The following is a 24,692-nucleotide window of genomic DNA, read 5'->3' as shown; positions in this document are numbered from 1 at the left end:
GCCAATGCGCTCCCCTACTCTGTTCCGACAGATCGTCAAGCAGTACAGGATGTCGACCAAGCTGACACCCATCTTCACCTTGTCCCCCGATCTGGACGACATCTGCACGCGCCTGGTCGACTACATCGGCGTCAACTTCCGCGTGCGCGAAGAACCCCTTGTCGCCGAGATGCTCTCTGACGCAATCCAGGCGTGGCGCCTCGCGCGCAAGCACGGCGATGCGAACGTTGCTTTCATGAAGGGCCTATTCAGCCGTGCCCACGATCTGTACGTCAAACGCTATGCCGCTTTCAAGGGCGAGCGATACCACGTCTGGTACCCGTACCAGGAATCCATTCCGGCATTCGAGCAGCGCCAACCGGTCGGATATGTGTGCCAGATGGTCGACGAACCCACACCGGGGAAGGTCTCCCAACGCTGCGCCGCATTCCAGCTTGCTGCCCGCGTGCTGACTGGCTACACCTTCACCCGATACTTCGAGGGCTACGATGTCGCTGGCAACTTTGCACACTGACGCCCACAGACGGCTGGAGAAAGCTCGTGGCTACCCGGCACGGCTCGCCCTGCGCGCTGCCATCGGCATCGCTGTGCGCTATTTCAAGGTCGATCCCACCGAAGCGGTCGCCATGCAGACGTGGCACTCCAACGCCAACAGCAACGACACTGCGGTAACGCCACCGGTCTTTATCGAGGCGGGGAGCATACCCGCGTTCGCGCTGATCGGCGTGGCCACACGCAAGCCGCTGTTGCTGGTCGGCGCACTCGCCGCCTTTGCCGCTTTTCCAGTCCTGCTTCTCTTTAAGCTCTTCTGAAACATGGCAAGCCGCTTTGTCTCACATGTGCGCTTATGGCTGCTAGTCGCCCCTCTCATGATCTGTGCGACCGCTCCCTTCTTGCCAAACCAGGACGATTTCGAAGTGAGCGATGCAGAGCAGTCGTCTGTCGCAAAGGTACTTGGCGATGCCCGCGCCGATCTCGCCATCTCGGCCGCCAATGGGCGATTCGTGCGCTGGTTCGTCGAGACTGGCGCAGTCAAGGCTTCCTTTTCGGGGTCGGACACGGAAACGATGCTCTCCGACGGTGGCGCCGCGACATTCGGACGGCATTGGATGCGCAACTTCTGGCTCACCATCTACCGCGCAATCTATCGCGCGTCGGTGGCGCAGTACTGGGCGTTCGGCGGTGCCGTGTTGTTGGTCGCCCTGCTCAACGACGGCGCCGTTTCCCGTCGAATCCGCGCTGCATCTGCCGGCTTCGCCAATCCAGTGACGTTCCACGTGGCTGCCCACGGGCTGCTGGTTTGCTTTGGCTTTGGCGCATCGGCGCTGCTGTTGCCGCTGCCGATTGCCGTCTACTGGTGGACTGCCGGCGTCGCCATCGTCGGACTACTCGGCTGGCGCCTCGCCTCGGCATTCCATGTGGGCCGCTAACTCGCTCGCTTAATACCAACATATTCACGGCCCTTGCTGGCCACCATTCGGAGATTCGCATAAATGACCACGACCGCTGAACTCGCCAACCCTGCCGACGGCCTGGCCGAAGGTCCGCTGATCGAAGACACCGGCGCCACTGACAACCTGACCGTCACGGCGCCAGAGGACGTCGAAGCCGAACTGAGCCAGATGTCCGCGTCGGCAGACGCGCTGCATAAGGAGGGGATCATCACCTCCGCGGACGCCGAGCAAAAGAAGGCGGAGGTGGAAAGCACGCGCAAACGCTTTCGTGAGCTCTCGCCTGAGGACCGCCAGGCAATCGTGCGCCGTCGTCGCGAGCTGGGCATGCAGATCCTCAACCGGCAACTTTCCGGTGCTGCCGTTGTAGTGGTCGGTCTGAAGATCAATCACACACGGCTGCGCCCCCTATTTGAGCAGTGGTGGCCCTATATGAACCGCATGTCGCTGAACCTGCAGAGGTTCGGGCAGACAACGTTCTCGCGCGCTGAACTCGCGACAGTCGAGAAGTACCTCGAAGGCGAAATGGTGAAGCTCGAGGAGTACGTAGACGAGCAGTTGCGCGTTGCCACCGCCTACCGTGAGCAGCGTGAGAAGGACATGCAGGACAAGGGCGACTTCGTGCTTCGGCCGGAAATTGTGCGGCCTGCCATCCAGCTGGAGGTCCAGGCATATTCCCGCTTTGCCGTCCGAGCCCTGCAAGTGCTCATCAAGTTCGACAAGACGATGGACGAATTCGACTTCATGGTGTGGAACGGCATCCGGGACATGACTGACGTCAACGAGGAGGTCACGCGCTTCCTGCGCAAATTCCAGCCGCTCGGCCTGCGCAGCTACACCACGCACCTGAAGCTTATGACAACGGTGCGGGGGATCTAATTCCCATCATTGCGGTGGCACCAACTCGGGCGCAATTGGTCGTGGATGCCCTTGGTGCCACCATGTGTCACCCAAGGCTAATGGCACCTCCCTACGCATAGTGGCACTTAGTCCCTGATGCTGCCCCGTACTTGGATTCAGTCTTTCGATGTGGGCCGTAGCTGGACGCGATGCAACGATGACACCACTTCGTGACGCACCTGTGTGATCAGCCGATCGGTCTGATCTCCTCTCATTTTCCCCGTCAGTTCAATCATGTCGCTGCAAAAGGTTCTGGAAGGCCTGAATGCGTCCCAACGCGAAGTTGTGGACTTGCGTCACCATTGTGTCGCGGTGGCTGTACCTGGCGCTGGAAAGACCGCAACGATTGCCGCGAAGGCGGCGGTGCTGCTTGCCGATCCAAGCGTTAGAGTGGGCGCGGTGACGTTCAGCAAGGACGCAGCCGTGGAGCTGCGCGCGCGGATCCTCAAGCTTGCGGGGCCACAGGCAAAGAGCCGGCTGCTGGCTGGCACGTTCCACTCGCTCGCATATCGACAGCTTGCTCCCGCCGGCGGCAAACGTCCCGAAATTGCATCCGACGGCCATAGGGCGGCAATCGTCAGCCATGTGCTGCAAGACCTGGGCATGGACATGAAGCTTGATGAGGCCGTGGGCGTTATCGACCGACTGAAGATCAGGCTCGATGCGCCCCCAAATGAAGGTTTGGAAGGCCAGCTCTATCACGCCTACCAAAAGGCGCTTCAACGCAGCAAGCGCGTCGACTTTCAGGATCTGATGCGGCTTGCATTGCAGGGTATGCGGGACGGCTCGATCGCACCCTACGCGGTGGATCACCTCCTTGTGGACGAGTTTCAGGACTGCGATGAGCTGCAATGCCTCTGGACCGCACATCACGCGCGCAATGGCGCAACCACATGCGTTGTGGCAGATGATGACCAGTGCATTTTCTCGTTCCGCGCGGCACTCGGTTATCGGGGCATCAATTCGTTTGCGACTGAGTTCGACGCCCGCCAGGTGATCCTTGGGAAAAACTATCGCTCCAACTCGGAGATCCTTGATGCTGCGGAGAAGGTCATTCGGAACAATCAGGACCGGATTGCAAAGCAGCTACTTGCGCACCGAGGGCCAGGCGGCACTGTTGACTTCGTTCGATTCGATGACGAGTACAAGGAAGCTGTCGCCGCAGTAGAGTTCCTTGCGCCCGTGCTGAGGGCTGGCCAGACCGCGGCCGTCCTGGCGCGCACCAATCGCATTCTTGATCCTGTTGAGGCCATTTGCCGCTCGCATGGGATCAAGTACTACCGGGCGGCGGGCAAGTCTATTCTTGACCAGCCTGAGGCGGCTCTGTTTGGCAGCCTGCTGCAAATGGTTGAGCTGTCGTCAGACGGCGCACTCGAAAGCCTGGTGGCGTTTGCCGGCCTGGACGAATCGGAACGGGAGCTGCTGCACGATTCGAGTGCGGCAAACACGCAAGACATCGCAAAAAAAAAGGATCTATTGGCCTTGGGCCTTTCCGAGCATTCCGCTGAGAAGTATCGCGATTTCCTGAAGAAGCTGGCTGAATGGCGCTCGCTGTGCGGCCGGGAGTTCTATGCGCTCATTCTGGATGGTGTCCGAGAATGGTTGAGTGCTTATGCCCCTTCCGATCGCGCCAAGCGCACCATCAACGCTTCGTACGATGTGCTCTCGCGCCTGAACGGAACGTTCGCGGAACGTCTCGACTTCCTTGGCCGGAAGAACAACGAGCCGGCACCTGACGCGCTTGTCCTGACGACAATGCACGCGTCCAAGGGGCTGCAGTGGTGCGCAACTGTTCTGCTTCGATGCGAAGAGACGATCATCCCTGATGACGACAGCGTTGAGGCCGAGGAGCGGCGACTGTTCTATGTCGCGATGACTCGTGCCCAAGATCGTCTGCGGATTTCGACTGCAAAAAAAAATCCCACATCCAGATTTGTTGTTGAAGCTGGGTTAGCCTGACCGGCGATAGTGCCAGCATCGGTGCCACCTCGAGGTAAGGCGTCAGACGGCACCCAATCGGCGCACCCCGAGGTGCCTCTCGAAGCCGAGGAGCGGGTGGTGACGACGAACGCTTTGCGAGATTGCCAAGCGCTGCCAAGGACGCCCAATGGGAAAGGTGGAGAATCGATGCTGCGGGAGGGTCAACCAATGCGATTGTCGGGCGAGGACCGCACAATCCTAGGCGGTCTCGGGTTTCGATTCGGGGAAACTTCGGCTTCGCCGGATCGCTGGTAAGTCGGGGGCGAAGGCTGCTTCCACGACAAATACGAGAAGGCCGCCGCCAGCTAGCCCGCCTATCCTGTCAATCGCGATCTCATGTGGGCAATCAGCCGGCCACCTTGCCTGTCAACACAAACGACAAAATATCCTCGGACGTCGGTGCCCCCCAGGTCTGATCGGAAAGCCACTTGTAGAAACTGGTCTGGGCGAGCTTGGATGGACGCTTACTCGCCACCAGTCTGAGGTCTATGGCGACGCATTGTTCGTTGTACTGGTCAATCAACGGCGTTTGTTCTTCTGCCGACAGTTCAGCAAAGTACTCCTGGGCAACGGGCAACCTGGCTGCGATGTACTTCTCCGTTGCCTCTGCGGCCGACTTCGCCTTAGGCACGGTGGCGATCATCGACTCTTCAGACACTTCCTCTGCCTCCATCCCGCGGCCCCACGCCTCGGCGAGCGTTTTGCGGAAATAGGCCGGAACGTTTTCCACTGTAGCTGCATTCTTCTTCGCGAGTCTTGCACGTACGTATGCCAGCGCGTCGCGCAGCGAACTGTGATTGTGAGTCTTGGCGAGCTTGCGAGCTTCGCTCGCAGGTAGTCCCAGTTTCACCATGGCCTGGACAAGCTCGCCTCCTGCGGGGTCGTCCTCCTTGACGGCCTGCTCTTTCCTGATGATCTTGAACTGAAGATCGGCCACCGAGCGTCCTACCTTGTGCTCGATCAGTTCCAGCATGTGGTCGGAAACGTCGCATATCTCTGCGATGCAGGGATTCAGCACTGCACGCTTGAAGATCTTGTATTCCTTGTACTTTGTTTCACTTTCCTCTCGCCCGAGAATCAGATTGCGGAAGACTGGCAGAGGGATTCGCGCGGTGATCCCCACTCGCTCGTAGCGGACAGTGTTCTCCCACAATGCCAGTGAATGGGCTCGGCGAAAAAGCTTGGCGATGCGCATGTCAATCATGGCATAGCGCTCAGGGTTTAGAAGTTCTTCCCGAATCTGTGGTGCAAACGAATACGATAGCTGCGACCCAGTGATCTTTGCGCCGGCCAGCAAGGTCGAGCCTGTCCACGTAGCGGTTCCGTCGCTGTTCAACTGGTCCCAGTCTACGACGGTACGCATTAGCGACTTGGCCGTTTCCTTGATATACCCGGTGTCCTTGGTAGTGAGGGCCAGGTTAGACATCATTTCCGGGATGGAAATTTGGAAAGTGTCCACAGCACCCGCTTGGCCCAATCTGTGCTCGATGGCATTCTTGATCAGGGCGTTGAAAAGCCTGCGCTGTTGCAGCGTGAGGGCACCGCCGACCGGCGAAACGTGAATCGCTTGGACCGCCTTTTTGAAGGGCTCCGGCACCTCGGGCTGCTGGAACAGGGCAATCTGGGACCCTTTAGAAGGTGCCTTCACTCGCGTCATCACTATTTCCGCACTTTGGATTGGTGAAATCTTAGTCCGCTCCAGTTCACCTATCAAGCGAAAATGCACTTTTCTGCCTCGGCTCATTCCAGATGCAAAAAAGTGTTGTGAATCAGCAAGCTGCGGAACACTCCACAGGTATTAGCGCCCCCCAAAAGCGTTCACCTGTGAACCTCGAAAGCTCCCTAAATTCATGCACCTTTCGTGCTCAAAGAACGAAAGACGTGCTTTGGGGTAACTCTTTTGGGGCCAGAGGTGCGGGCAAAGGTGAAGCAATTTGAGGGAGCGATGCAACGAACGGGGCTGGGCCGGGAGTATGAACGCATCGCCCCAAATCTCTTCACCGTCAACACCCCAAATCATTACACCTCTAACTCAAACCGCACAATAAGTAAGTACGCACTAACTAAAACACCCCCAAATTAATTCACCTTAGGTGGCCTCAAATATGTTCACGTTGACCTACTGGCGCGCTCTCCGGGCCGTATACCTTGCGCACCACCCCAAACTAGTTCACCTATGACCACCCCCAAAAGTTTTCACCTGATAGTGCTTGTGCAACGCTAGCCACCCGGAAACCCCAATGGTGTTCACCCGAAGTCGACCCAAAACCTTTCACCTGACCCGAGCCGGGGTTAAGCCCCAAGAAACTTCACCTAATCCCCAAATCCACACCCCTTTTGCCTCACACGGTTTCACCTATTCCCCATATCCACACACCTTTCGCCCCATAGATGTTCACCAAATCCCCATTTGCGTTCACCTCCAAGCCTGAAATCCTTTTGAATTCATGGAGTTACATAAGCTAAAGGTTTACTAAATGGTTTACGTGTTTACTAAAGCACTTAAACGCAAGGTGCCTTCTGAGAGACTGCTTTGAACAGGGTGAACAATATTGAGGCGGGAAGAAAACTGGGGCGTTGGTGCCAAGGATGGCCGCGACTGCTCAGCGCAGCCGCAGATCGAGATCATTGCATTAGAGCGAACTTGGCTTTCAGTTCATCGACCAGAGCTTGGCGTTTGACCGGGTCCTGAAAAGTGATCTCGAACGTCACCTTACCTGAATCCCAATCCTTCAGAACTCCGAGCGGCACTCCATCCGCAGCATATAGCTTGTGCTGCCGAGAAGTTTCCTTCTGCTTCCGCGCTGGCTTGTTTTCATACCGCGCTCGGGCATCCTCGACGTCTCGGCACACCGCCACTTCGTCTTTCACCTTTGCTGCCATGGCCGCGGCTACTGACACGCCTGCGACTCGCTCCAGGAGTGTCAGCTGGTACAGGGTCGACAGCGCGAAGGGTTCGGGTTTCTCTTTGACGATGTCTAGGATGCCCTCCGACAGCTTTAGAATCGCCATAGTCTTGTTGACATTCGGCAGGGACATGCCTGTTGCTTCGGAGATAGCGGACTCGCTCGGGTAAACACCCTCGACAATCAGCGATTTCCAGGCCAAGGCATTGTCCAATGGCGACTGTTGTTCGCGTTCGGCATTCTCTTTGTAGGAAATCTGATAGAGTTGCTGGTCAGTCAGATCCGGATGGATCATGAGCTTCATCTTGGCCTTTCCTGCGGCTTTGAGAGCTCGAAACCGATAGTGACCACCAGCGAGAACGCGTCGACCATTCCTGATGGTAGCCAGGCCAGGGACTAGCTGTCCGTCTGCCCGGATTTCACCAGCGAGTTCATGAACGCGCTCGGGACGGTAGAGTCGTCGAGCGTTAAACGGATTCTCGTCGATTAACGTGATGTCGATTTCTTCGAAGTAGGGCTCGCCATTCTTCGGGGGCTCTACTTCCGCAACGAGCAGGTCCACGTCCGATGGCGCAGGTTCGGGGGCATCGTTCCTGGTTGCCGGCCGATCTTCAGGACGTTTTTCTGCAAAGCCGTTAGGCTGCCGTTCGACCAATGCCTGGGCGCGCGCAAATCGATCGGCCGGCGGCGCAGCCGTCAGGGCCTTGGCTGCCTGATCTCGCATCTGTTCCAGTCGAATCTTAGCCATCAGACAACCTCCTCTTTCTGCTTAACGCTTTTTCCTTTGCCCTGCTTCTTCTGCACGGTGAAACCAAGATGCTGCAGAACGACTTCGGCGAGAGCTTCAACCTCTTTTACTGCGGCCGAAGCGCCTGAGACGCCGTGGACACTGAGCCCGAACATTTGGGATTCACCGTATGCGTTGCGCTGTTGCAGGCCCTCGTTCAGCAGCGGAATCTCTTGGTCATCCTGGAGGATTTCGGTGCATGCCTTAAACACATTTCCTCTGCGCGACATCGACGGAACGCAAAAAGTCTGCAGTGTTGGGTTTTCAGTTTTTGCGCGGCGCGCAAGTTCTTTCGCCTCCCGGCTTGCCCACACGTTGTCCATCAGCGGAATGACGGGAATCAATGCAATATCGGAAATATTCAGCGCTGCCCAAGGGATCGAAGACTCAATCGCCGGGGGGCAATCGACGAAGATGAAGTCGTAAGCTTCGGCGCGCTTTTCAAGCTCGCCCAACATTCTTTCCCGAAGGGGCGCCAGGCTAATGACTTCTGCGGGAAACGGCCTGTCCTTGCCCCCCTGCCCCGCCCAGATCGTGCTTGTACCTTGCTTATCCATGTCTACGAGAAGCGTGCGAAAACCTCGTAGAGCAAAGGCGGCCGACAACTGCATGCTTGTCATGGTTTTGCCGCAACCGCCCTTCTGATTGAAGATCGTAATGATCCGAGCAGACATAAAATTCTCCGCATAAATATATTACGTACAATATCACAACTGTTGTACCGTACGCGACCCTTTTTGGTTAATAGACCATCTACAGCTAAATGACCAAGTAAAACTAAGTCAGGCGTTGCAGCTTCGCGACGATCCCTTAGTCCCAATTCAATGCAATTCCTTTTCTGGGATGCACTTCCCGATGGGATCCCCCTCGTAACTTTCAAGAGTGAAAGCTACGAGGGGGTGCTTGGGATGGGTTCGTAACTTCATTTCGAGGGGCGAACGTAGTGGCAACATACTTGGGAACTTTCATGCTTGAAAGTTCGTTCCGCTTTTCAAGCATGAAGGTAAAGCCGGATAGAGGAGCCTTGAGAGACACTTTCAAGCTTGAAAGTGAGCGACTCTTGAAGGTGGCATTCGTGGGTACTTGAGAGTGACAAGCGTGGCCGCAGTTTCGTGCGAGCCCCCTACTTTCATGCTTGAAAGTAGGGGGCTCGCCAATATGCGCGAAGTTGCCTGACTGAAGGTAGGACTGTTTTAGCGAGGAGTGAACCCTATTGCGTATTATTTCCTCGGCAAAGTTCGAGCCGTTACATGTGTGCGCCTTGTAACGGCTCGAACTTTCATGCTTGAAAGTCTCTCGCGTCGTTTGATGAGCTATGTTGCTCTCCGATATGAGAGTGGCTGGAGAATCTGATTTTTGGGGCGCTTTCAAGCATGAAAGTAAACGCTCTCACGGAAGAATGCCATTTTTAATGGAAGCTAGGAATTTCGCGTTTGGGGCCGAACGGCAGCAATCAGATGCGCGGGCCTCAGATCTAGCTCAGATAGGTAAGTTTCGGCCGGCGTTCGAAATAAGCTCCCGCACTGGACACGCGCAAGTTCGATACCGGCTTTGCGTCATCGCGTTGTTTTTGACACCCGGGAATTTTAGACAGGAAACATCTGCTATGCCGTAACGCCGTGGAGTGGCCGGATACCTGCCGCATTCGGGGCGTGAACCCGCCGACAAAGCGGAAAAAACGGGGTGCACAGAGTTTGTCGAACAGATAACACGACCGCAAGGCTTGGATGTAGCAGCTTCGGTCTCTCCGAAATTCATGCTATGAGTTTGTGAGAAATTTCCCCAAAATGATATCGACGTCAAGCGAGGCGCGACCTCCTTTGCGTGAATCGACCACAGATCTGAGTACTGAAAATCCACATTTTCAAGCGAGTTTTAGCACTGGATTTTTTGTTTGTTTGGCGGCATATTGTTGTCCGCCGCATATCTTGTCATTACGTCAAACAGGACATGCGCAATGCCCTTAATCACGCCCGACGACATCCGCCGGGCCTTGGCCTCCCTCGTCCAAGAGCGCGACGTCCTGCGGGAACAGGGCAGGGCGGCCGAGGCCGCGGCGGTGCTGCTGGCGCTAGAACCCTGCCTCCGCGCCCATGCCGCCGAGTTAGATGTTGCGCCCCTGGAGGAGGGGATGCATGCGTGGCCGAAAGCGACAAAACGATGCGCGCGCCTGCCAGCGCCAGCGCGGGTCACGGCCAATTGGCCGCTGGCGAGGGCCACGATGTCTGCGCGGACAGCCAGAGCCATCGCAGGGGAGGAGGATGTCGCGAAGGCCCTCGGGAGAGGCGATCAGCCTGTCGGCGCACCGCCGTCCGACCTATCGTTGTAGGGACCGCCCGGATGGCGCCACGTCCCCGGCATATCCGTGGACACTCCCACGGGCGAGCGGACGGCGTGCGCGTACGACCAGCCCTCACAGGTAAGACTCCGGAAAAAGGATAAAAAAGTGACCACGCATTTGCCCGGCCAGGCGTGCCTGACAGTCGACGAACTGATATTGGCCCTGCAGTCCGTTTCGGACGAAGGCTACGGAAAGATCCAGGCCCATGCGTTGATGGGCGACCTGTCCGGACCGATCCGCGGCGTCGACCTGGTGCTGGGCTGGGGCGTGGCCCAGGCCTCCGTGGCGCTCGTCATGGCCGACGATGATGATGACGAACCTAGCACAACGATCCGGGTGTTGGGCAACAGTCGTCAAGATGGCGAACGGTGACGGACCGCGGCGGTACGGCGTTCGACGCCGCCGGAACGTCGAACCCTAGAGCGCCCACTCGGAGCAATTCGCGCCACGTCGCATCGATACGGATTCCCCAGGGCGCCTGCGCGCTCGCCCCGACCATGACGCTTCAGCGACTCTATGGTGTTCTGAAAACATCCGGAGTTTCGTTGACTTACTTTGCCGTACTGCAAGTAACAGGTTGATCGGATATCCCCAGCACAGGGCTCAAAATCCGCGCGTCGTGGGCGGTAAGCGATGGCACTAATAGTGCGTTATTAAGCATATTTTAAGTGCCGACACATGCGTGCCGAGTGCTCACAGCACTGTGGCGAGAGGGCCGAAGAATCACGCGGGCATCCCGGACAACGCAGATGTCTGATATGAAACCGAGCGACAGTGGACCTCCGCCGGGCTAACCGGTGCGGCGGACAAGGAAATCCGGTTCTTTGGCATGATGGCGCCAGCCGATGCTGGACTGCGTGCGTCAGCCGGCGCCGGGGCTATTTCCGTGTGCCATACCTTCCGGCCAAATCGAATGCGCAACCGTCCGAAACCGTGCCGTCGCGCAGACCTCAAGTGACGGCTAAGTTCTTGATTGGACGGGAAAAGCAATCGATGCGAAACGGAAATGCTCGAAATCGACACACAAAATGCAATGCAAATTATTTTCTGTCCGGCTAGAGCGAGCTAGTTTGCCTTGCCCTACAGCGGCTGCGCGGCAGACGCCACCACATGGGGTCGTTACTCGCCGAAATCACCGCACTGCGGCGCTGTGCGGCGAGTGAAGTCGTCGTCGTAACGGGGCACCGGTGGATGACGACGCTCGCCAAGATCCCACTATGCTCGTTGTTCACCGGTCACCCCGAGGGAGGTGGAACAGAGCACGCAGCTGCTACAGTCGCGCGCCTTGCACTCAGTTAGGACCGTCAAAGCCTCCGCCAAGGAGGGCGGGGCGTGTTGAAGAACAAGGTTCGTTCGAGCAATGAACACCATGTATGAGAGCAAGCACATCGGCGCCGCTCCTTGATTTCTAAGCGAAATTCGTCCAAAAGTGCGCGGCTCGACGGATGCTGAAAAGCAACGCCAGCGCCATGGGATGTCCAACATTCTTGAGACTACGCCGAAACGGCCAAAATCGCCCAATGTGAGACGAAGAAAAATCCCCCGGGGCTTTCCATGAAAACGGAGTCCGACAAGCGCGAGCTGGCAGCGGCGCAAATTTTTAGAAGACCCGGTGACAGAGTCATTGCTACCGTCCCCGTATGTTCCACGTCGAGGGCAATACATGCTCTCGGATGAAGTCGAGGCAATCGTTCAGGACGCTATCTGAGTGGCTTTCGCGGCAGAAGCATCTGGCCCATCCTCATAAAGAGATTTGCCGAGAGGTTCACCAGTGGATATCCCGCCGGTGGGCCGACCACCGTGACAAAGAAAGCATGAAGCCTTCGGGCGCAGCGCCGGCCACTTTGTGGCACAGCACCCTTTGGGCATTGTGCAGATCGACCATACGCTTGCCGACATCCTGCTGGTCGATGAGGTGTTTCGCCGCACGATCGGCTAACCGTGGCTCACTTTGGCAATCGACGTCGCCACGCGGTCGGTTGTGGCAATCTACGTCGGTTTCGACCGCCCCAACGCGGCGACTGTCGCTCTGCTTCTTACGCGAATGGTCCTGCCTAAGGCCCCTTGGTTGGCGAGCCGGGACGTCACGGTAGACTGGCCAATGCATGGTGTGCCGAAGGCATTGCACCTCGACAACGCCGAGTTCAAAAGTAAGGCACTGCGAGCGGGCTGCAATCAGTACGGAATCGAGCTGATGTATCGCCCGCCTGGCCGCCTCCACTTCGGGGGCCATATAGAAAGACTGAACCGTACCATCATGGAGAAGGTACACATTCTGCCAGGCTCGACTGGGTCATCGACGCCCGGATGGTCACTTCAAAGGTCGGCTAAATTCCCCCAGGCAGGACGAGCTGATTATGAGTCGGCTTTCTCAGATACAGCAAGCCTGGTAGCGGCTTCCTTGAGGCGATAGCTCTTGCCTTCGAACTCGAGGAGTTTGGAGCGGTGCATCAGACGGTCGAGGATGGTGGTGGCCATGGTGTTGTCGCCGAGGTATCGCCCCCAGTCCTGCACCACGCGGTTAGACGTGACGATGATGCTGCGACGCAATTTGTAGCGTTGGTGGACCAGTGTTTGCAGCGGTTCGGCGGCGGCATCCGGGGTGCGTTTTGCCAGGAACAAGTCGTCGAGCACGACCAGTTCCGGTTCGAGCAGCATCTTGATCAGACGGTCCTGATCGGCACGCGTGTCTACGGCGTAGCCGGCGAACACCGTGTCGGACTCGACGTAACGCACCTTTATGCCCTGCAGGATGGCGTTGTAGGCGATGGCCTTGGCGATGTGGCTTTTACCGGTGCCGGGCTTGCCAATGAGCAGGGCGTTGTCTGCGTCGGCGATGAACTTTAGGGTATGCAACTCGAAGCAGGCCTGGCGTGGCAGCTTCGGGTTGAAGGCTCAATAGAATTCGGCCAAGGTGCGGCGCTGCTGGTAGCGCCGCTCGAGCAGTCGGGAACGACGACGATCCAGTTCGTCCTGCAGGATCATGGAGAGGGTTTCGAGGAAGGGTTGCTGGCTGGCCTGGGCTTGCAGCACGCGGGTCTCCAGTGTGGCGGCGATGCCTGACAGGCGCAGGTCGCGCAAGGCGCGGTCGACTTCTGTGAGACTCATGGTCATGAGTAATCTCCTTGGTTTGCGGCACTTTGTCTGGCGCCGAGCGTGAACAGGTCGGCATAGTCGTCGCCGTCCCGGATCAGGGGGTGTTCCTGGGTCAGGGGCAGCTCGCCCTGGATCGGCACATCGAGAGCGGCCAGCGCCTTCTCGCATGGCGATTTCGCACGCCTCTTCGATCAGCCGGCGTGGATACCGCCGAACCAGGCCGACGATGCCCCACAGCTTGCGCTGACCTACCCGGCCTTCGGTGTCGAAGAGGAGTTGGCACAGGCGCTCGGCAGATGGCCCAATAGCCTTGGCCTGCGCCAGGATGCGCCGTGTTTCACGTGAGGGATTGAACTGGCGTTCGTCCTGTGGCAGCACCACGGTGCCGGGCCTGTGCGCCAGATCATGGCTGCGCAGCAAGGCTTGGGTTTTCAGGTCCCGGATCTCCAGACGATGCGCGTATTTGCGCACCAGCACCCGGCTGCCGATGGCCGCCGGCCGGGCGGCATAGCTGCTGTGATCGACTCGAATACACGTGTCGTCGTAGACGGTGTAGACGCGGTCGGTAAAGTAATCGAAGTTGTTTGCCGGCAGCGCCCTCAGGTGAGGACGCTCTTCCTCGAACATCGCCTGAACCTGGCGCCGTGTGCTGCCGTGAACCCGCTTGGAGGCCCATTTCGCTTCCCATTGCTCAAGGAAGGCATTCTGCTGCTCGATCGACTCGAAGCGCCTCCCCTTCAGAGCAGTAGCCTGCGTATGCTGGATTGCATTCTCGACTGTGCCCTTGCGGTCAGGGTCGCGTACCCGAGCTGGATCTGCCACCACGCCATAATGAGCCAGCATTGCCGCATACACCGGGTTGAGCTCGGGTTCATACAGGTCAGGCTTGAGGACACCTTCCTTTAAACTGTCCAGCACCACGTACTGGGTGGAGCCACCGAAGTAGCGCCAGGCTTGCTCGTGCAGTTCCGCCCAGACTTGCTGGCTCGATTTCCATACCACGCGCCGGAAGCTATGCCGGGAATGGCGCAGCGTCATTACGAACAACCGCGGCTTACGGTAGCGGTCTGTGCCAGGCACCGGGGTCGGTGCCCCCTCGCCATAGTCAACCTGCGCCTCTTCGCCCGCAAGGAATTCCAGTCGGTCGAATCGCTTTGGCGCTCGGTGGCGCAAGGACCGAACGAAACGCTTGACGCTTTCATAGCTGGCGGTGAAGCCGTACTGATCGACGAGATCTTGGTAGATCGCCGTGGCGTTCCGATGCAGTTGCACCTGGGCTTGCACAAACTCCTGGTATGGCGCGCACGCCGACAATTGATGTGCGCCAGTTGCCGGTGATCGGGGTGGGGGAATTTGCGGCTCAGAGCCGGTGGTCACCGTGGGGGAGTTTGCCTGCTGGGCGGCGGCAAATTGCGCTTGATACCCCCGAATCGTCTTGCGGTCGACGCCGGTGATCCGGGCGATCTCCCGCTGACCCTTGCCAGCGGCGATTGGCGTAGCGATGGTGGTCTGTAGATGCGGCTTCAAGACGTTCACTCCGGTAACCCCTCTGCTTTATTCGAGGGGAACAAGGTAACGTCCTGCCAGGCGCTGGGCCTGAACCGTCGTAAATTGCAGTCATCAGCGGGTACGAACCGCCCCGTCGATAGGCGGTGAGAAATCGATTCAGATTGGTATCGTTCGCCGGAAGCATGGTATGCATGTGCGAAGCGACCCTCGTCAGGCGCCCATCGTCTTGCACGTTTGACGTGATGATGATCCCGTAGTGCGTCGGCTGCTCCGCTGAGAACTTGCGAACAATGCCGATGTAGATATTTTCGTCCGCTTCCGCGGCTCAGGCAAGAGGATCCGGCCATCGCCACCCGATCCTCCGCCGCGTCCATTTCAAACAGGCGCGGCAGCGCTTCCTTCACGTCCTTGACCTGGCGGGTGGAAGGGAATACATCCCCAGCCACCTCCATCAGCATCTCTTGGAAATCGCCATACGCCAATGCAAGGCTCGGAACGACGCCGAGCGGCCATTGCATAGTCGGTCCGGTTCGATCATCGTCCATCGAGACCGTGTACTTTACGATAGGCGTGACTCACGAGTTGGCCGAGATGGCTTCGGGTGGATAATGAGCGCGCGAGCCGCCAAACCGTCCGCCGGATAGACGCGCCGGGGTCGCACTGCGATTCCATCTGCGATAGCTGCGGAAATGGCCTCAAATCCGCCGGAGGAAACGATGTCTGAGAAGGAAGAGTTTGATGCTGACCATGCCCAGCGGCTATTGACCGCCTGGAAGGCGCTGAAAGCCGGAAAATTGAAGGTCGCCGCGCATCTGGAAAAGCAGGCAGCGGAATTCATGGCCGCACCGCTGCTGATGAGCGGCCTTGTCGATACAAGCGGCCTCTCCGACGATGCCGTCTTGTTTGGCCGCATGGCCGGAATGGGTGTCAGGATCTTCGATTCACAGAGCGAGAAGACGAGCGCAGAGCCAATGCCTGTCGGACATGCTCAAGTGGAGCTACTTCGGCTCTTCGCCCAACTCTTTGGCGCGCTAACCGGGCGGGAAGTTGGACTGGTCGCAAACGAGGCTGAAATCCGCGAACGGATGATGTGGCGCATAAGGCATGAAGATGCTGAGATGGCTCCGCGCGTGAATGCCGCGGCAGAGGAGCTCGAGGCGTTTTATGCTGCGAACGCGCATGCGGCCTTCGCGCACGCTAAGACGCTCGGCGGGATGCGCTTGCTCACGGGTGGTCAGCGAGCCTTTGGACCCTCAGCCCTCTCTGGTGTGCGCATTACGGGGCTCTATGCCGACACGCAGTTAATCCCGGACCCGGTGCATCCGTTCTTTACTTCCGACCTGCGTCTCAACGCAATGCACCTTCAGCTTGCGCTCGCGCTGTTCTACATCCTACAGCTGCGTCCACTCATAGAGGCGGGGTTTCCGGTGCCGCCCGTGTTCGTCTTCCCGAGCTTCGATCGACCTCTGCAAGACAACGACGCGCACACGATGCATGGAATGGAGCAGCTTGCGCTGCGCCTTGTAGGTCCGCTCTGCGACGGTAGCGTTGCATCGATGGGCGACCTGTTCGACTATGCCCGCAAGCGCGAGGACGCATTCGTACAGGCGGTACTGGAAAATCGGTTGTTCGTGCCACCGGGAGGAGATCCGAATCGCGTTCTACAACCAGGCAATGCCGTTCAGGAGTACATCGCGCAGCTCGAAGGCGTTCGGTCGAATGAGGATCTCGACCTGCTAAAGAAGCTGCCAGCCGGCGTGGTGATTTTGAACGGCATACTCGAAAGACTGGCACCTCAATACCATCTGCTCGAAAACGCAAACGAGCTTGGCGCACAGCCGCTCCTCTCTCAGGCCACGCACTGGCATTATTTCGAGAAATGCGCAACGGCAAATGCGGCGGACCTGCGCCGCCGGGAAGTGCTCTCGGAGCAAGCCTTTCAGACGCTTCGCGCCGTCCAAGATGACAGCCTGTCGTGGCTCGCGAACATCCCCGTGGACGGCCTTTGCGAACTGATAGCCAACCACGAACATCGTTGGCTCCGCGAAGAGCTCAACAAGTACACCAGCCAACTGGCGAGCGCGGGCGTAATCGACACCAGCGAAATGGTGCGTGAGGTCAGCCACGGCCTTGCCTCGCTCGTTCAGAGACAGCAAAAGGCGATGAACGACATCGAGAAAAAATACGAACCGAAGAAGTGGGCAGCCTATCTTGGCGGCAGCGCTGGATTGGCTGTGGCCGGAGCCGCCATGCTCCCGAGCTTGTCACCGTTCCTCGGTGTGGCGACTCCCGCCGTCGCTGCAGCGGTTGCTATTGGGGGCGGCGCTCTGGGATTCGGCAAGGAAAAGATCGGCGAGTTCATTGAAAAGCGGCAGGCACAACAGTCGATGATCGGCATGCTCGCCACGGCGCGTACAAAGTGAGGGGCCTTTGCGCGCGGGGTCGGCCACTCCGTCGGCGTGAACTCAGGCCAGACTACGAAGTCCAGATCTGCCGCAAAGGATAGTCTCGGACTATCCTTTGCGGCAACGACTGAGTGTCCGGTGACAGAGGTGCTGCGGGCCTATAGAGGGTAAGTCGACGCATGCCCGGTAACGGACGTCGCCAACATTGAAAACGCCGACAGCGTCTAGTATGTTGCGGCGACCGGTAGGATCTGCATTGCGAAGGTGCCACTGCGATAATAATTCGCGCTCTAGATATGTGACTCGGAGTCAGCGCTAAATGCGTGGTGTCCGCGTCGCAGTGATAAGCCAATGCCGCGGAGCGGTGAGTGGCTTCCGGTGGTTCGATGTCTACTCGTCGGCGGGTGCTCCGGTCTGGAAATCATTCAACCGATTCGCGATCAAATGAACTTCGAAGACTACGAACGAAATGGCCTGACAGCGTATGCGTCCCTTGCGGAGACTATTGCCACTATCCTAGCGGCCGCGATAGAACACGAAGGAGGCTACCGACTGCAGCAGGTGACCAAGCGGGCCAAGAGTCCCAGTTCGTTGCACAAGAAGTTGCAGGATTGGCAGATCGAGACCACCACCGCCCTTGAAGCCGACATAAAGGATCTGGCGGGCTGTCGGCTTGTCTTCTATACCAACAGCGACGTCACGAGGTTCATCCACTCTGGCATTATCGAACAGAACTTCGAGGTTCTAGAGGTCAAGCTGCACCACCCTCAGAGAGACGCAGAAGATGCCACCGACCTTTACATCTCCAACCACTACCTAGTGGCTCTACGTCCTGAACGGGTGGCGCTGCCGGAATATGCCAGGTTCGAGGGCATGCGCTGCGAAGTCCAAGTGCAGACAATCCTCAACCATGCATGGGCAGAGATGGCGCATGACACGATCTACAAGACCCCAGAGCTTGGCAATTTCGGCGCCGCACAGTTCGAGAGTATCAAAAACCGGCTGCACAAGGTCGCGCGTAAGCATCTCGTCCCCGCTGGTTATGAATTTCAACAGATAGCGCATGACTTCGGCCGATTAGTGGAAGGAAAGGCGCTCTTTGACGGGGATGCACTGGAAGCCATCGTCCAGGCGTCGGACAACAATGTACGGGCGGAAGCGTTGGAAACGTTGTCGGAAAGCGTCCTCCCGTTCTATGACGACTTGCCGAATGTGTACCCACACGTAATCGAGCGGCTTGTCGCGGCTGCCGATGTCGCTCGATCAACTGCGCCTATTGCAATAGCGACCCCGTACGGCGAGATTCCCGCTAAGACCTTCTCTGACATTGTTTCGGCGATTGCGAGGGTTCTGACGCGCTATCGCTACGTCGATATACAAGCCACATTCGACGCGCTCCGTACGCTCTATGGTTGGGTCTCCGACGAGCCGGCGCAGAAGCCCCTGATGGAGCTTGGCACTGCGCTAGCGAAGCATGACCTGGAGGTCTGGCGCACGTATGGTCCGGCTGCACAAGCAGCCTTGGTCGACGGCATTCTCCGGCTTGGCGATGACGAGCGGCGCGGTTTGGCGAAACTCCTCACGGCAATGCTGAAGGAGGTACTCGGTACAGAGGTGACCGGGACCACGAGCACTTCCGATACTATGACCTTTCATCGAGGCGTGGTGGTAACCTCGGACGCACTTCGCGACATTCGAAAGAAAGCGATTGACCTCCTGAAGCATCAGTTCGCACTGAGTGCGGATGAATCGGAACGCCGAGAGGTACTCTTCGCGCTTCAAGCGGCCACTCGGCCCGCCATCGGGGCAGGCTACAGTAACACGCTTGCCCGTCTTGTAATGGATGACACCTGTTCGATCATTCGATTTGCAACCGAAATTGCTCCCACCCTAGATCTGAGCCTCCGGCAGGCTACTGAGACCCATGTGTATCGGAACTATCGGAGATATGAGAAATTGCCCGATGCCATGCGCGAAGACGAGAATCTTGTTGCAGGGCAAGCCAATGTGAGAACTTCGGCGTTTGCCTTCCGTGATGCCGTCAATGCCGATCAGGACTTCGTTGACTTCAAGACGCTAGTCGGCTTCGACTGCGTGTACCCGCCCGCATGGGAGACCGATGGCTTCGACTATAAAGAGGCCGAGGCGTATCGGGCCCAACAGGTGACCGTACTACTGACCTCTATCACGGCCGAGAACGCTGACGAGTGGTTCGACAAACTAAATCGCTATGCACGAATCGAATCCGATGATGCCGCAACCTTCCCCGTGTTTGGAAAATTTCTTGCCAAACTGGCAGAAGAGCAGCCGACGATAGTGTCGGCCTATGTCGACAAGCTCGACGGGCCACTTGCTAACTTCATGCCTGTCATGCTGACCGGTCTTTTTGTCAGCACCGAGCGGGAGAATGTTCTTTCCAAGGTCGATGGTTGGCTGCGCGAAGGCCGCCATCTCGACCACATCACGTGGTATCTACGGTTCGCAGATCCCTTCGATGAACGACTACTGCATCGCGCGGCACAAAGCGCGATGCAGCACGGCAACGCTAGAGCTGTGCGCAACGTACTTCTAGCCTGCGCGGACCAGCATGACAAGCATCCAGGAACGCTTGTTGAGCAGGTGTTTCTTCCCGCTCTTCGCTACCTATCTGCAACTCAGGATTTCAGTTGGATCCGCATGCTATGGGTGTCATGGTTGAACAAGTCCATCATGGAAGCTCTCGAACAGGACCAAGCGGACGTCGTGCTAACGGCCCTGCTTCCATATCCGAATCTCGATGGCAGCGCCGAACATATTGTGGCCTCCATCGCCGGTAGGTGGCCGGCGTGCGTGATTAGTTTTCTCGGGGCGAGACAAGCCCTCAAGCGAGCCGGCCAAGCACCAGCGGGCTACGATGCTGTCCCCGTTCAGTGTCTACGAACTCCAAGCGCCGTTAGCTGCCGTGCCTGACTTGATGCTCGCCGGAGCACGCCAGTGGTATGACGCGGATTCGCTCCTCTTCCCCTTTGATGGCGGAAGGCTGCTAGCCTCGGTATTTCCCAATCTGGAAAACGGCCTTAGCGTGCGGCTGGCCGGAATCATTCGCGATGGAAATGAGGCAGACCTTACCTTCGTACTCGCCGTCCTGTCAGCATTTGAAGGCATTGAGTCTGTGTATGGGCACATCCGCAACATCGTAGCTGAGCTAGATGTCGATAGCTCGTTGGCCAAACAAGCGGCGGGCGTATTGCAAGAGTCGGGCGTGGTCACCGGTGCGTTTGGGTTCGCGGAGCTGCATGCCAAACGCAAGGCCCTGCTCGAGCCGTGGCTTCGGGACGAGAATCACGCTGTCAGGGCATTTTCCGCCTCGCAAATTTGCTATCTGGAACGTCAGATCGCGACTGAAGTGAGGGCGGCCGAAACGTCGATTGCCCTACGCAAACTGGGCTACGGCGAGGATTTGGACGAAACGGACGAACACGCACCCAAGGCGTGAATAGGTTGCGCGTCGAGCTCTGATCGCTACTTCTCTCATAGCATCGACATAGATTCGGCGTTCGTCACATCGACCGGTTGATGGCACCTCATTGCAGTCACTGACGCCGGATATTCGCCATTCTGGAAACGCGAGTGGCTGGACCCGAGCTTTTCAATGTGCTTGCAACATCCCGGCGGGCTCGAAACGACCTGGAGTCACTATAAGATTAGCAATTTTAATCAGCCGCTTCGAAGAGCGCGCGCACTGCCCCACCGGAACATTGCTTCCCATTGAACAAGGTGTGGTCTCATGAACGATGAGGGGGAAAAGCTATGCTTGCAAGAATGATGCGCGTGGCTCGCACGAATGACGTTCTTCAACAATCCAAGTATTTTCGAACTCGAACGTAAGCAGCCCGACAACTTCGACAGGCTTGCTGTGAAGGTCATGAATACTATCGACTAGCTTGTTTACGCTGAGCGATGTGCTCTCCATCATTGGAATCTCATCATGGCGGTCAGCACCAGCCGGTATGAGCCGGTGCTTACGGTAGTGTTGGTGTTACGAGTGCCAATTTGTCACTTGAATACTCGTAATGGATCCACAGGCCGTCATGTTCGAATCGAATCCACGCGGAGTCGCCCTTTGATTGGGACGTTTTGATGCCAGCGCTCGTCGCGTGAGACTTGGGTTCAGAAAAACCGCGGAAGCAAGGAACTCCGATGACGTCCGTATTGATTGCAGAAAATCAGAGCGAGGTCGGATGTAGCACGAGATAACCGAGAGGACTTGTCTCTCGTCGAAGCGAAACTCAAAGTCCGCCGACTCCGCAGACGAACTGTAGCTATCAGCGGTGTTTGCGTGCAAGCGGTCGAAGTCATAGACAACATCCATGTCAAAGTGCTCCAGCACCTCGATGACGAAATCGCTCTGCAGATGTTTGCCTAGATAGCTAGTTGCATGTGGGTGCCTGCCTTGTGATTTTGCGGCCGGACATTGGACCAGGACAACTTCCGTCGCCGTCGAATTGTGTGCAATTTGGAGAAGCATGTCGAGCGGCCGCTTCAGCCGATCTCTGCCCCTTGGTCGGTTACCGGAAGCACGCTGGGCTTTCAGCCTCAGCGTCTTGGAAAATTCGTCGCGCTACCGGAGAAACGCGTACCCCATTGGGTAGGTCACGGCGTTCAGGAGAGGTCAGCGTTGGTCCTCAACCCACGCTTTCGCCCATGCGATGCCTGCTGCCACAGCCAGGTCGTACATGGGGAAGTAACCTAGAGACTCAGACGCCTCTAGAATGAGATGATCCATTTGCACGGTGCCAAAGGCTTCGAAGGATCCATCACCCAACTGCTTCGCAAAGCCACGAACCGTGTAGTTCTTGTACCTCTCAATGCTCATGGTAGCCCTAGTGTTGGAAGATCGTGGCATGTTCTGATGCTCCCTTCCGCCACGATTAGACCAGGGCACGCGCCATAACAGTCCTTAAAGCCAGTCGGCAACAGGCATGGGGTGAGGCCCGCAACGTGGCTTCAGCACCCGCTTGGTTATTGCAGACGGCACCGGATATTGAGCTCAACTGTACATAGCCCGGACGGATTTCACTGCAAGTTGTCCGCCGTTGATAGCGAGGTTCGCCCCCGTAAGAAGCGCGGCCTCAGGAGAACACAGGTACGCAACCAATGCCGCAACTTCCTCCGGCTGAACGCTTCCACCAAGCTGTTGCATCGACCAGTTGAATCCGCAAGCTGAGTCTGTCCAGCTTCTTGAAGCTCGCATCTCGCGTGATGCCAGCATTGTTCACTAGAATGTCGACAGGACCCAGCTCCGAACGAACCCTGCCAAGGCATTGCTGGCATGAGTCGTAGTTTGCGACGTCAACGCGATAAGCGTGGAATCTGCGCCCGTTCTCCCCCATCCGTCTCAGCCAGTCCGCGACGCTGTTATTGCCGGGCGAATAGGTGACAGCAACGGCATTGCCGGTGTCGTGGAGCCGAATACTGATGGCCTCACCTAGACCACCCATACCACCTGTGACTACGGCAAGCTTCTTTGTCATGTATCCAATCCTCGCGGGTATGGTAGAGACGCACGGATGAAGCGAGGCCCGTAACCTGCTCACCGGACCCCAGCATCTCCCAGCGTTTTGATAGCGCTTCGGTACCTTGCACGACGCACCACCGAGGCGTAGGCGTTGGATTACTTTGCCGCCGCCTGGGAAGCCTGCGCTGTACGACGCCGCACACCTTGCGAGGCCGCCTCCGTCGCAGTCCTGAAACTGCTCTCGGCTACTTCCACGGCCTGCTTTGCGGTCGTTTGTATTGACTCATAGAACATGGTGGTCGCGTTGACGGCTTCCTGCCAGACAGCCAACGGCGCCGCCGGGCCGGCTGGTGTTTGGTCCCCTATGCTTCCAAGGAAGTTGTGCAGACCCTCCTTACTTGCCGTGTATTGGGCCTCGGCAACCTTGTCGACCTCGGCCCGCGTGGCGGCGAAGATTTCGTACAGTTGGCGGCGATACGCCAGTACGTTGTCGACGGCCGGTTGAGATAATTCGATTTGTAATTCGACGACCTCTTTCGGGTCCTTAACTGAGAGCGCTTTCCTTGCGACTTCCTGTGTTTGAACCAGCGCTGTCTTCATCGTCTGCAGATTCAGCTCCAGCAGCTTTTCGAAGCCCTCAAAGGCCTTGCTCGTGAACCCAGCCAAGGTTTCAATGCCTGCCATTTGAGCATTCCTGAATTGCTCGGGGGACCATTGGTTCATCTTGCATCTCCTAGGCGTGCCCCGCCACCTGAGCCATCCAGCGACGGCACACTGGCGCGGGAATGGGGTGAATGAAGATTGCGTCGACGTTCGGTAATCCAGCAACGCCGATATGGGCTCTGACGAAGCGCGGACGTTGGCAGTCTCTACGGGTTAGCGCGGTGCGATCATTGAGAGGCTCGGATTGGGATCAACATGCTCGAAGGCAATCAACTGATGCGCGAGCAGCGCTTCCACGTCCGAATGGTCCAGTGCCGTTGGGTCAACGCTGTCGTTCACCAGCACCAGCGTGGCAAATTCATGATGACTTAGCACGTTCGTCTCCCAAGCTATGGGTGTATTTCCGCTACGGGACTTCACTACTGTCCGTGACAATGGACCAGATTCTGTGCAGACCTTTCCTTACCTCTCGGACGTGTGTTCTCGCGCCCGAAACGTCCATCTTAGCCACTGGCAATTCAATGTCAATACAATTGGCGACCATGATCGCTCATGCAAACACCATCTTTGACGACAACGACAGCATTGCTCCACGCGCCATCGTCGCCACACGGGCGGCTCGGGATGCTAGGGGGCAAACGGTCGTTGATCGTATCCCCGCCAAGTAGGGTATCGGCTCGCCCACCATTTTTCTAACCTTTCGATTGGTGGGCCCGAAACCACCATACCCATACCCTTGCACGCCCAGCGCCCGTCAGCGTTGGGTTTTTTTTTCGGTGCGTCTGCGAGGGCTCCTGGCATTGGGCATGGACTCGGTACGACCCGGCGAAGGTATTGGCCAGAAGCAGACATTCGCGATGAAGATTTGGCGATGTCCCGCGTGGGATGAGTAGCGCTTGCGCGCACTACATTGCGTAGAGGAGAGAGGGTATGTCAATCGAACGGTATCGAGGATTTCAGGCGGAAGGACTGGCAAGCCCTAACGGAAGTGGTGGCTTTCAAGCACATGGAGTGGTAAGCCAGCACGGCCACGTTTTGCGCGAATCGAATTCGTTAGATCATTACACGAGTAAGGAGACGGCAGAGTACAAAGGACTCCTTTGGGCGCGTTCTATCATCGACAAGTTGAATCAATCGGTCGACGGAGAACAGTGAAA

At 57.6% G+C, this 24,692-nt stretch carries 18 protein-coding genes and 3 pseudogenes; 11 read left to right on the top strand and 10 right to left on the bottom strand.

Annotation, left to right across the window (positions count from 1 at the left end):
• Positions 1 to 4 precede the first annotated feature (4 nt).
• The 5 genes from AC3FLX_RS27350 (at position 5) to AC3FLX_RS27330 (ending at position 4,310) form a co-directional block, all read left to right on the top strand.
• A complete protein-coding gene (locus AC3FLX_RS27350; protein ID WP_488700470.1) occupies positions 5 to 514 on the top strand; it encodes a hypothetical protein in 510 nt (169 codons plus the stop codon).
• On the top strand, positions 489 to 812 hold the full coding sequence (locus AC3FLX_RS27345) for a hypothetical protein (protein WP_488700469.1): 324 nt from the start codon (positions 489 to 491) through the stop codon (positions 810 to 812). Before AC3FLX_RS27350 ends, AC3FLX_RS27345 begins: the two co-directional genes overlap by 26 nt.
• A 3-nt stretch (positions 813 to 815) precedes the next feature.
• Positions 816 to 1,430, top strand: a complete 615-nt coding sequence (locus AC3FLX_RS27340) for an IncC plasmid conjugative DNA transfer DtrJ family protein (protein WP_488700468.1) — start codon at positions 816 to 818, stop codon at positions 1,428 to 1,430.
• 63 nt (positions 1,431 to 1,493) lie between these two features.
• Complete coding sequence (locus tag AC3FLX_RS27335; RefSeq protein WP_488700467.1) at positions 1,494 to 2,330, top strand: ATPase; 837 nt, start codon at positions 1,494 to 1,496, stop codon at positions 2,328 to 2,330.
• 255 nt (positions 2,331 to 2,585) lie between these two features.
• On the top strand, positions 2,586 to 4,310 hold the full coding sequence (locus AC3FLX_RS27330) for an ATP-dependent helicase (RefSeq protein ID WP_488700466.1): 1,725 nt from the start codon (positions 2,586 to 2,588) through the stop codon (positions 4,308 to 4,310).
• A 367-nt stretch (positions 4,311 to 4,677) separates the two neighbouring features.
• On the opposite strand, the gene AC3FLX_RS27325 is transcribed toward AC3FLX_RS27330, so the two are convergent.
• From AC3FLX_RS27325 to AC3FLX_RS27315, 3 genes are all read right to left on the bottom strand, one after another.
• Entirely contained in the window at positions 4,678 to 5,988 is a 1,311-nt protein-coding gene (locus AC3FLX_RS27325; protein WP_488700465.1) for a replication initiation protein, read from the bottom strand.
• 968 nt (positions 5,989 to 6,956) lie between these two features.
• Positions 6,957 to 7,985 carry a ParB/RepB/Spo0J family partition protein gene (locus tag AC3FLX_RS27320; RefSeq protein ID WP_488700464.1) on the bottom strand — a complete coding sequence of 343 codons (1,029 nt, stop codon included), beginning with the start codon at positions 7,983 to 7,985 and terminating at the stop codon, positions 6,957 to 6,959.
• Positions 7,985 to 8,698 carry an AAA family ATPase gene (locus tag AC3FLX_RS27315; RefSeq protein WP_488700463.1) on the bottom strand — a complete coding sequence of 238 codons (714 nt, stop codon included), beginning with the start codon at positions 8,696 to 8,698 and terminating at the stop codon, positions 7,985 to 7,987. The genes AC3FLX_RS27320 and AC3FLX_RS27315 overlap by 1 nt, the downstream gene beginning before the upstream one ends.
• 1,772 nt (positions 8,699 to 10,470) lie before the next feature.
• Between AC3FLX_RS27315 and AC3FLX_RS27310 the strand changes: the two genes are divergently transcribed.
• Positions 10,471 to 10,737, top strand: a complete 267-nt coding sequence (locus AC3FLX_RS27310; protein WP_488700462.1) for a hypothetical protein — start codon at positions 10,471 to 10,473, stop codon at positions 10,735 to 10,737.
• Between the two features lie 1,579 nt (positions 10,738 to 12,316).
• Positions 12,317 to 12,778 carry an integrase catalytic domain-containing protein gene (locus AC3FLX_RS27305; protein ID WP_488700461.1) on the top strand — a complete coding sequence of 154 codons (462 nt, stop codon included), beginning with the start codon at positions 12,317 to 12,319 and terminating at the stop codon, positions 12,776 to 12,778.
• Here AC3FLX_RS27305 and AC3FLX_RS27300 read toward each other — a convergent pair.
• The 3 genes and pseudogenes from AC3FLX_RS27300 to AC3FLX_RS27290 form a co-directional block, all read right to left on the bottom strand.
• Positions 12,721 to 13,479, bottom strand: a pseudogene (locus AC3FLX_RS27300) (ATP-binding protein). The gene AC3FLX_RS27305 and the pseudogene AC3FLX_RS27300 overlap by 58 nt on opposite strands.
• A pseudogene (gene istA / locus AC3FLX_RS27295) lies at positions 13,476 to 14,997 on the bottom strand (IS21 family transposase). Before istA ends, AC3FLX_RS27300 begins: the two co-directional pseudogenes overlap by 4 nt.
• Positions 14,994 to 15,488, bottom strand: a complete 495-nt coding sequence (locus tag AC3FLX_RS27290; RefSeq protein WP_488700460.1) for a hypothetical protein — start codon at positions 15,486 to 15,488, stop codon at positions 14,994 to 14,996. Before AC3FLX_RS27290 ends, istA begins: the two are co-directional and overlap by 4 nt.
• Positions 15,489 to 15,686: 198 nt before the next feature.
• Between AC3FLX_RS27290 and AC3FLX_RS27285 the strand changes: the two genes are divergently transcribed.
• From AC3FLX_RS27285 to AC3FLX_RS27275, 3 genes are all read left to right on the top strand, one after another.
• Entirely contained in the window at positions 15,687 to 17,393 is a 1,707-nt protein-coding gene (locus AC3FLX_RS27285) for a hypothetical protein (protein WP_488700459.1), read from the top strand.
• Between the two features lie 426 nt (positions 17,394 to 17,819).
• Entirely contained in the window at positions 17,820 to 20,324 is a 2,505-nt protein-coding gene (locus AC3FLX_RS27280; protein ID WP_488700458.1) for a RelA/SpoT domain-containing protein, read from the top strand.
• Positions 20,269 to 20,850, top strand: coding sequence for a hypothetical protein (locus AC3FLX_RS27275; protein WP_488700457.1), 582 nt, complete (start codon positions 20,269 to 20,271; stop codon positions 20,848 to 20,850). The genes AC3FLX_RS27280 and AC3FLX_RS27275 overlap by 56 nt, the downstream gene beginning before the upstream one ends.
• Positions 20,851 to 22,026: 1,176 nt before the next feature.
• Here the strand turns inward: AC3FLX_RS27275 and AC3FLX_RS27270 are convergent.
• From AC3FLX_RS27270 to AC3FLX_RS27255, 4 genes and pseudogenes are all read right to left on the bottom strand, one after another.
• Positions 22,027 to 22,230, bottom strand: coding sequence for a hypothetical protein (locus AC3FLX_RS27270; protein WP_488700456.1), 204 nt, complete (start codon positions 22,228 to 22,230; stop codon positions 22,027 to 22,029).
• A 174-nt stretch (positions 22,231 to 22,404) separates the two neighbouring features.
• Positions 22,405 to 22,888, bottom strand: a pseudogene (locus AC3FLX_RS27265) (SDR family NAD(P)-dependent oxidoreductase).
• Positions 22,889 to 23,028: 140 nt separating this feature from the next.
• On the bottom strand, positions 23,029 to 23,595 hold the full coding sequence (locus AC3FLX_RS27260; protein WP_488700455.1) for a phasin family protein: 567 nt from the start codon (positions 23,593 to 23,595) through the stop codon (positions 23,029 to 23,031).
• A 153-nt stretch (positions 23,596 to 23,748) separates the two neighbouring features.
• Positions 23,749 to 23,910: a hypothetical protein gene (locus tag AC3FLX_RS27255; protein WP_488700454.1), complete on the bottom strand. Its 162-nt coding sequence runs from the start codon at positions 23,908 to 23,910 to the stop codon at positions 23,749 to 23,751.
• Between the two features lie 555 nt (positions 23,911 to 24,465).
• Between AC3FLX_RS27255 and AC3FLX_RS27250 the strand changes: the two genes are divergently transcribed.
• Positions 24,466 to 24,690 (top strand): hypothetical protein, encoded by a 225-nt coding sequence (locus AC3FLX_RS27250; RefSeq protein ID WP_488700453.1) that lies wholly within the window; start codon positions 24,466 to 24,468, stop codon positions 24,688 to 24,690.
• The last annotated feature ends 2 nt before the right edge of the window (positions 24,691 to 24,692 follow it).

The organism is Cupriavidus sp. 291-E7, assembly GCF_057798835.1.
The sequence above is the reverse complement of the archived record's forward strand: the minus strand, read 5'-3'. Positions and strand labels throughout refer to the sequence as shown.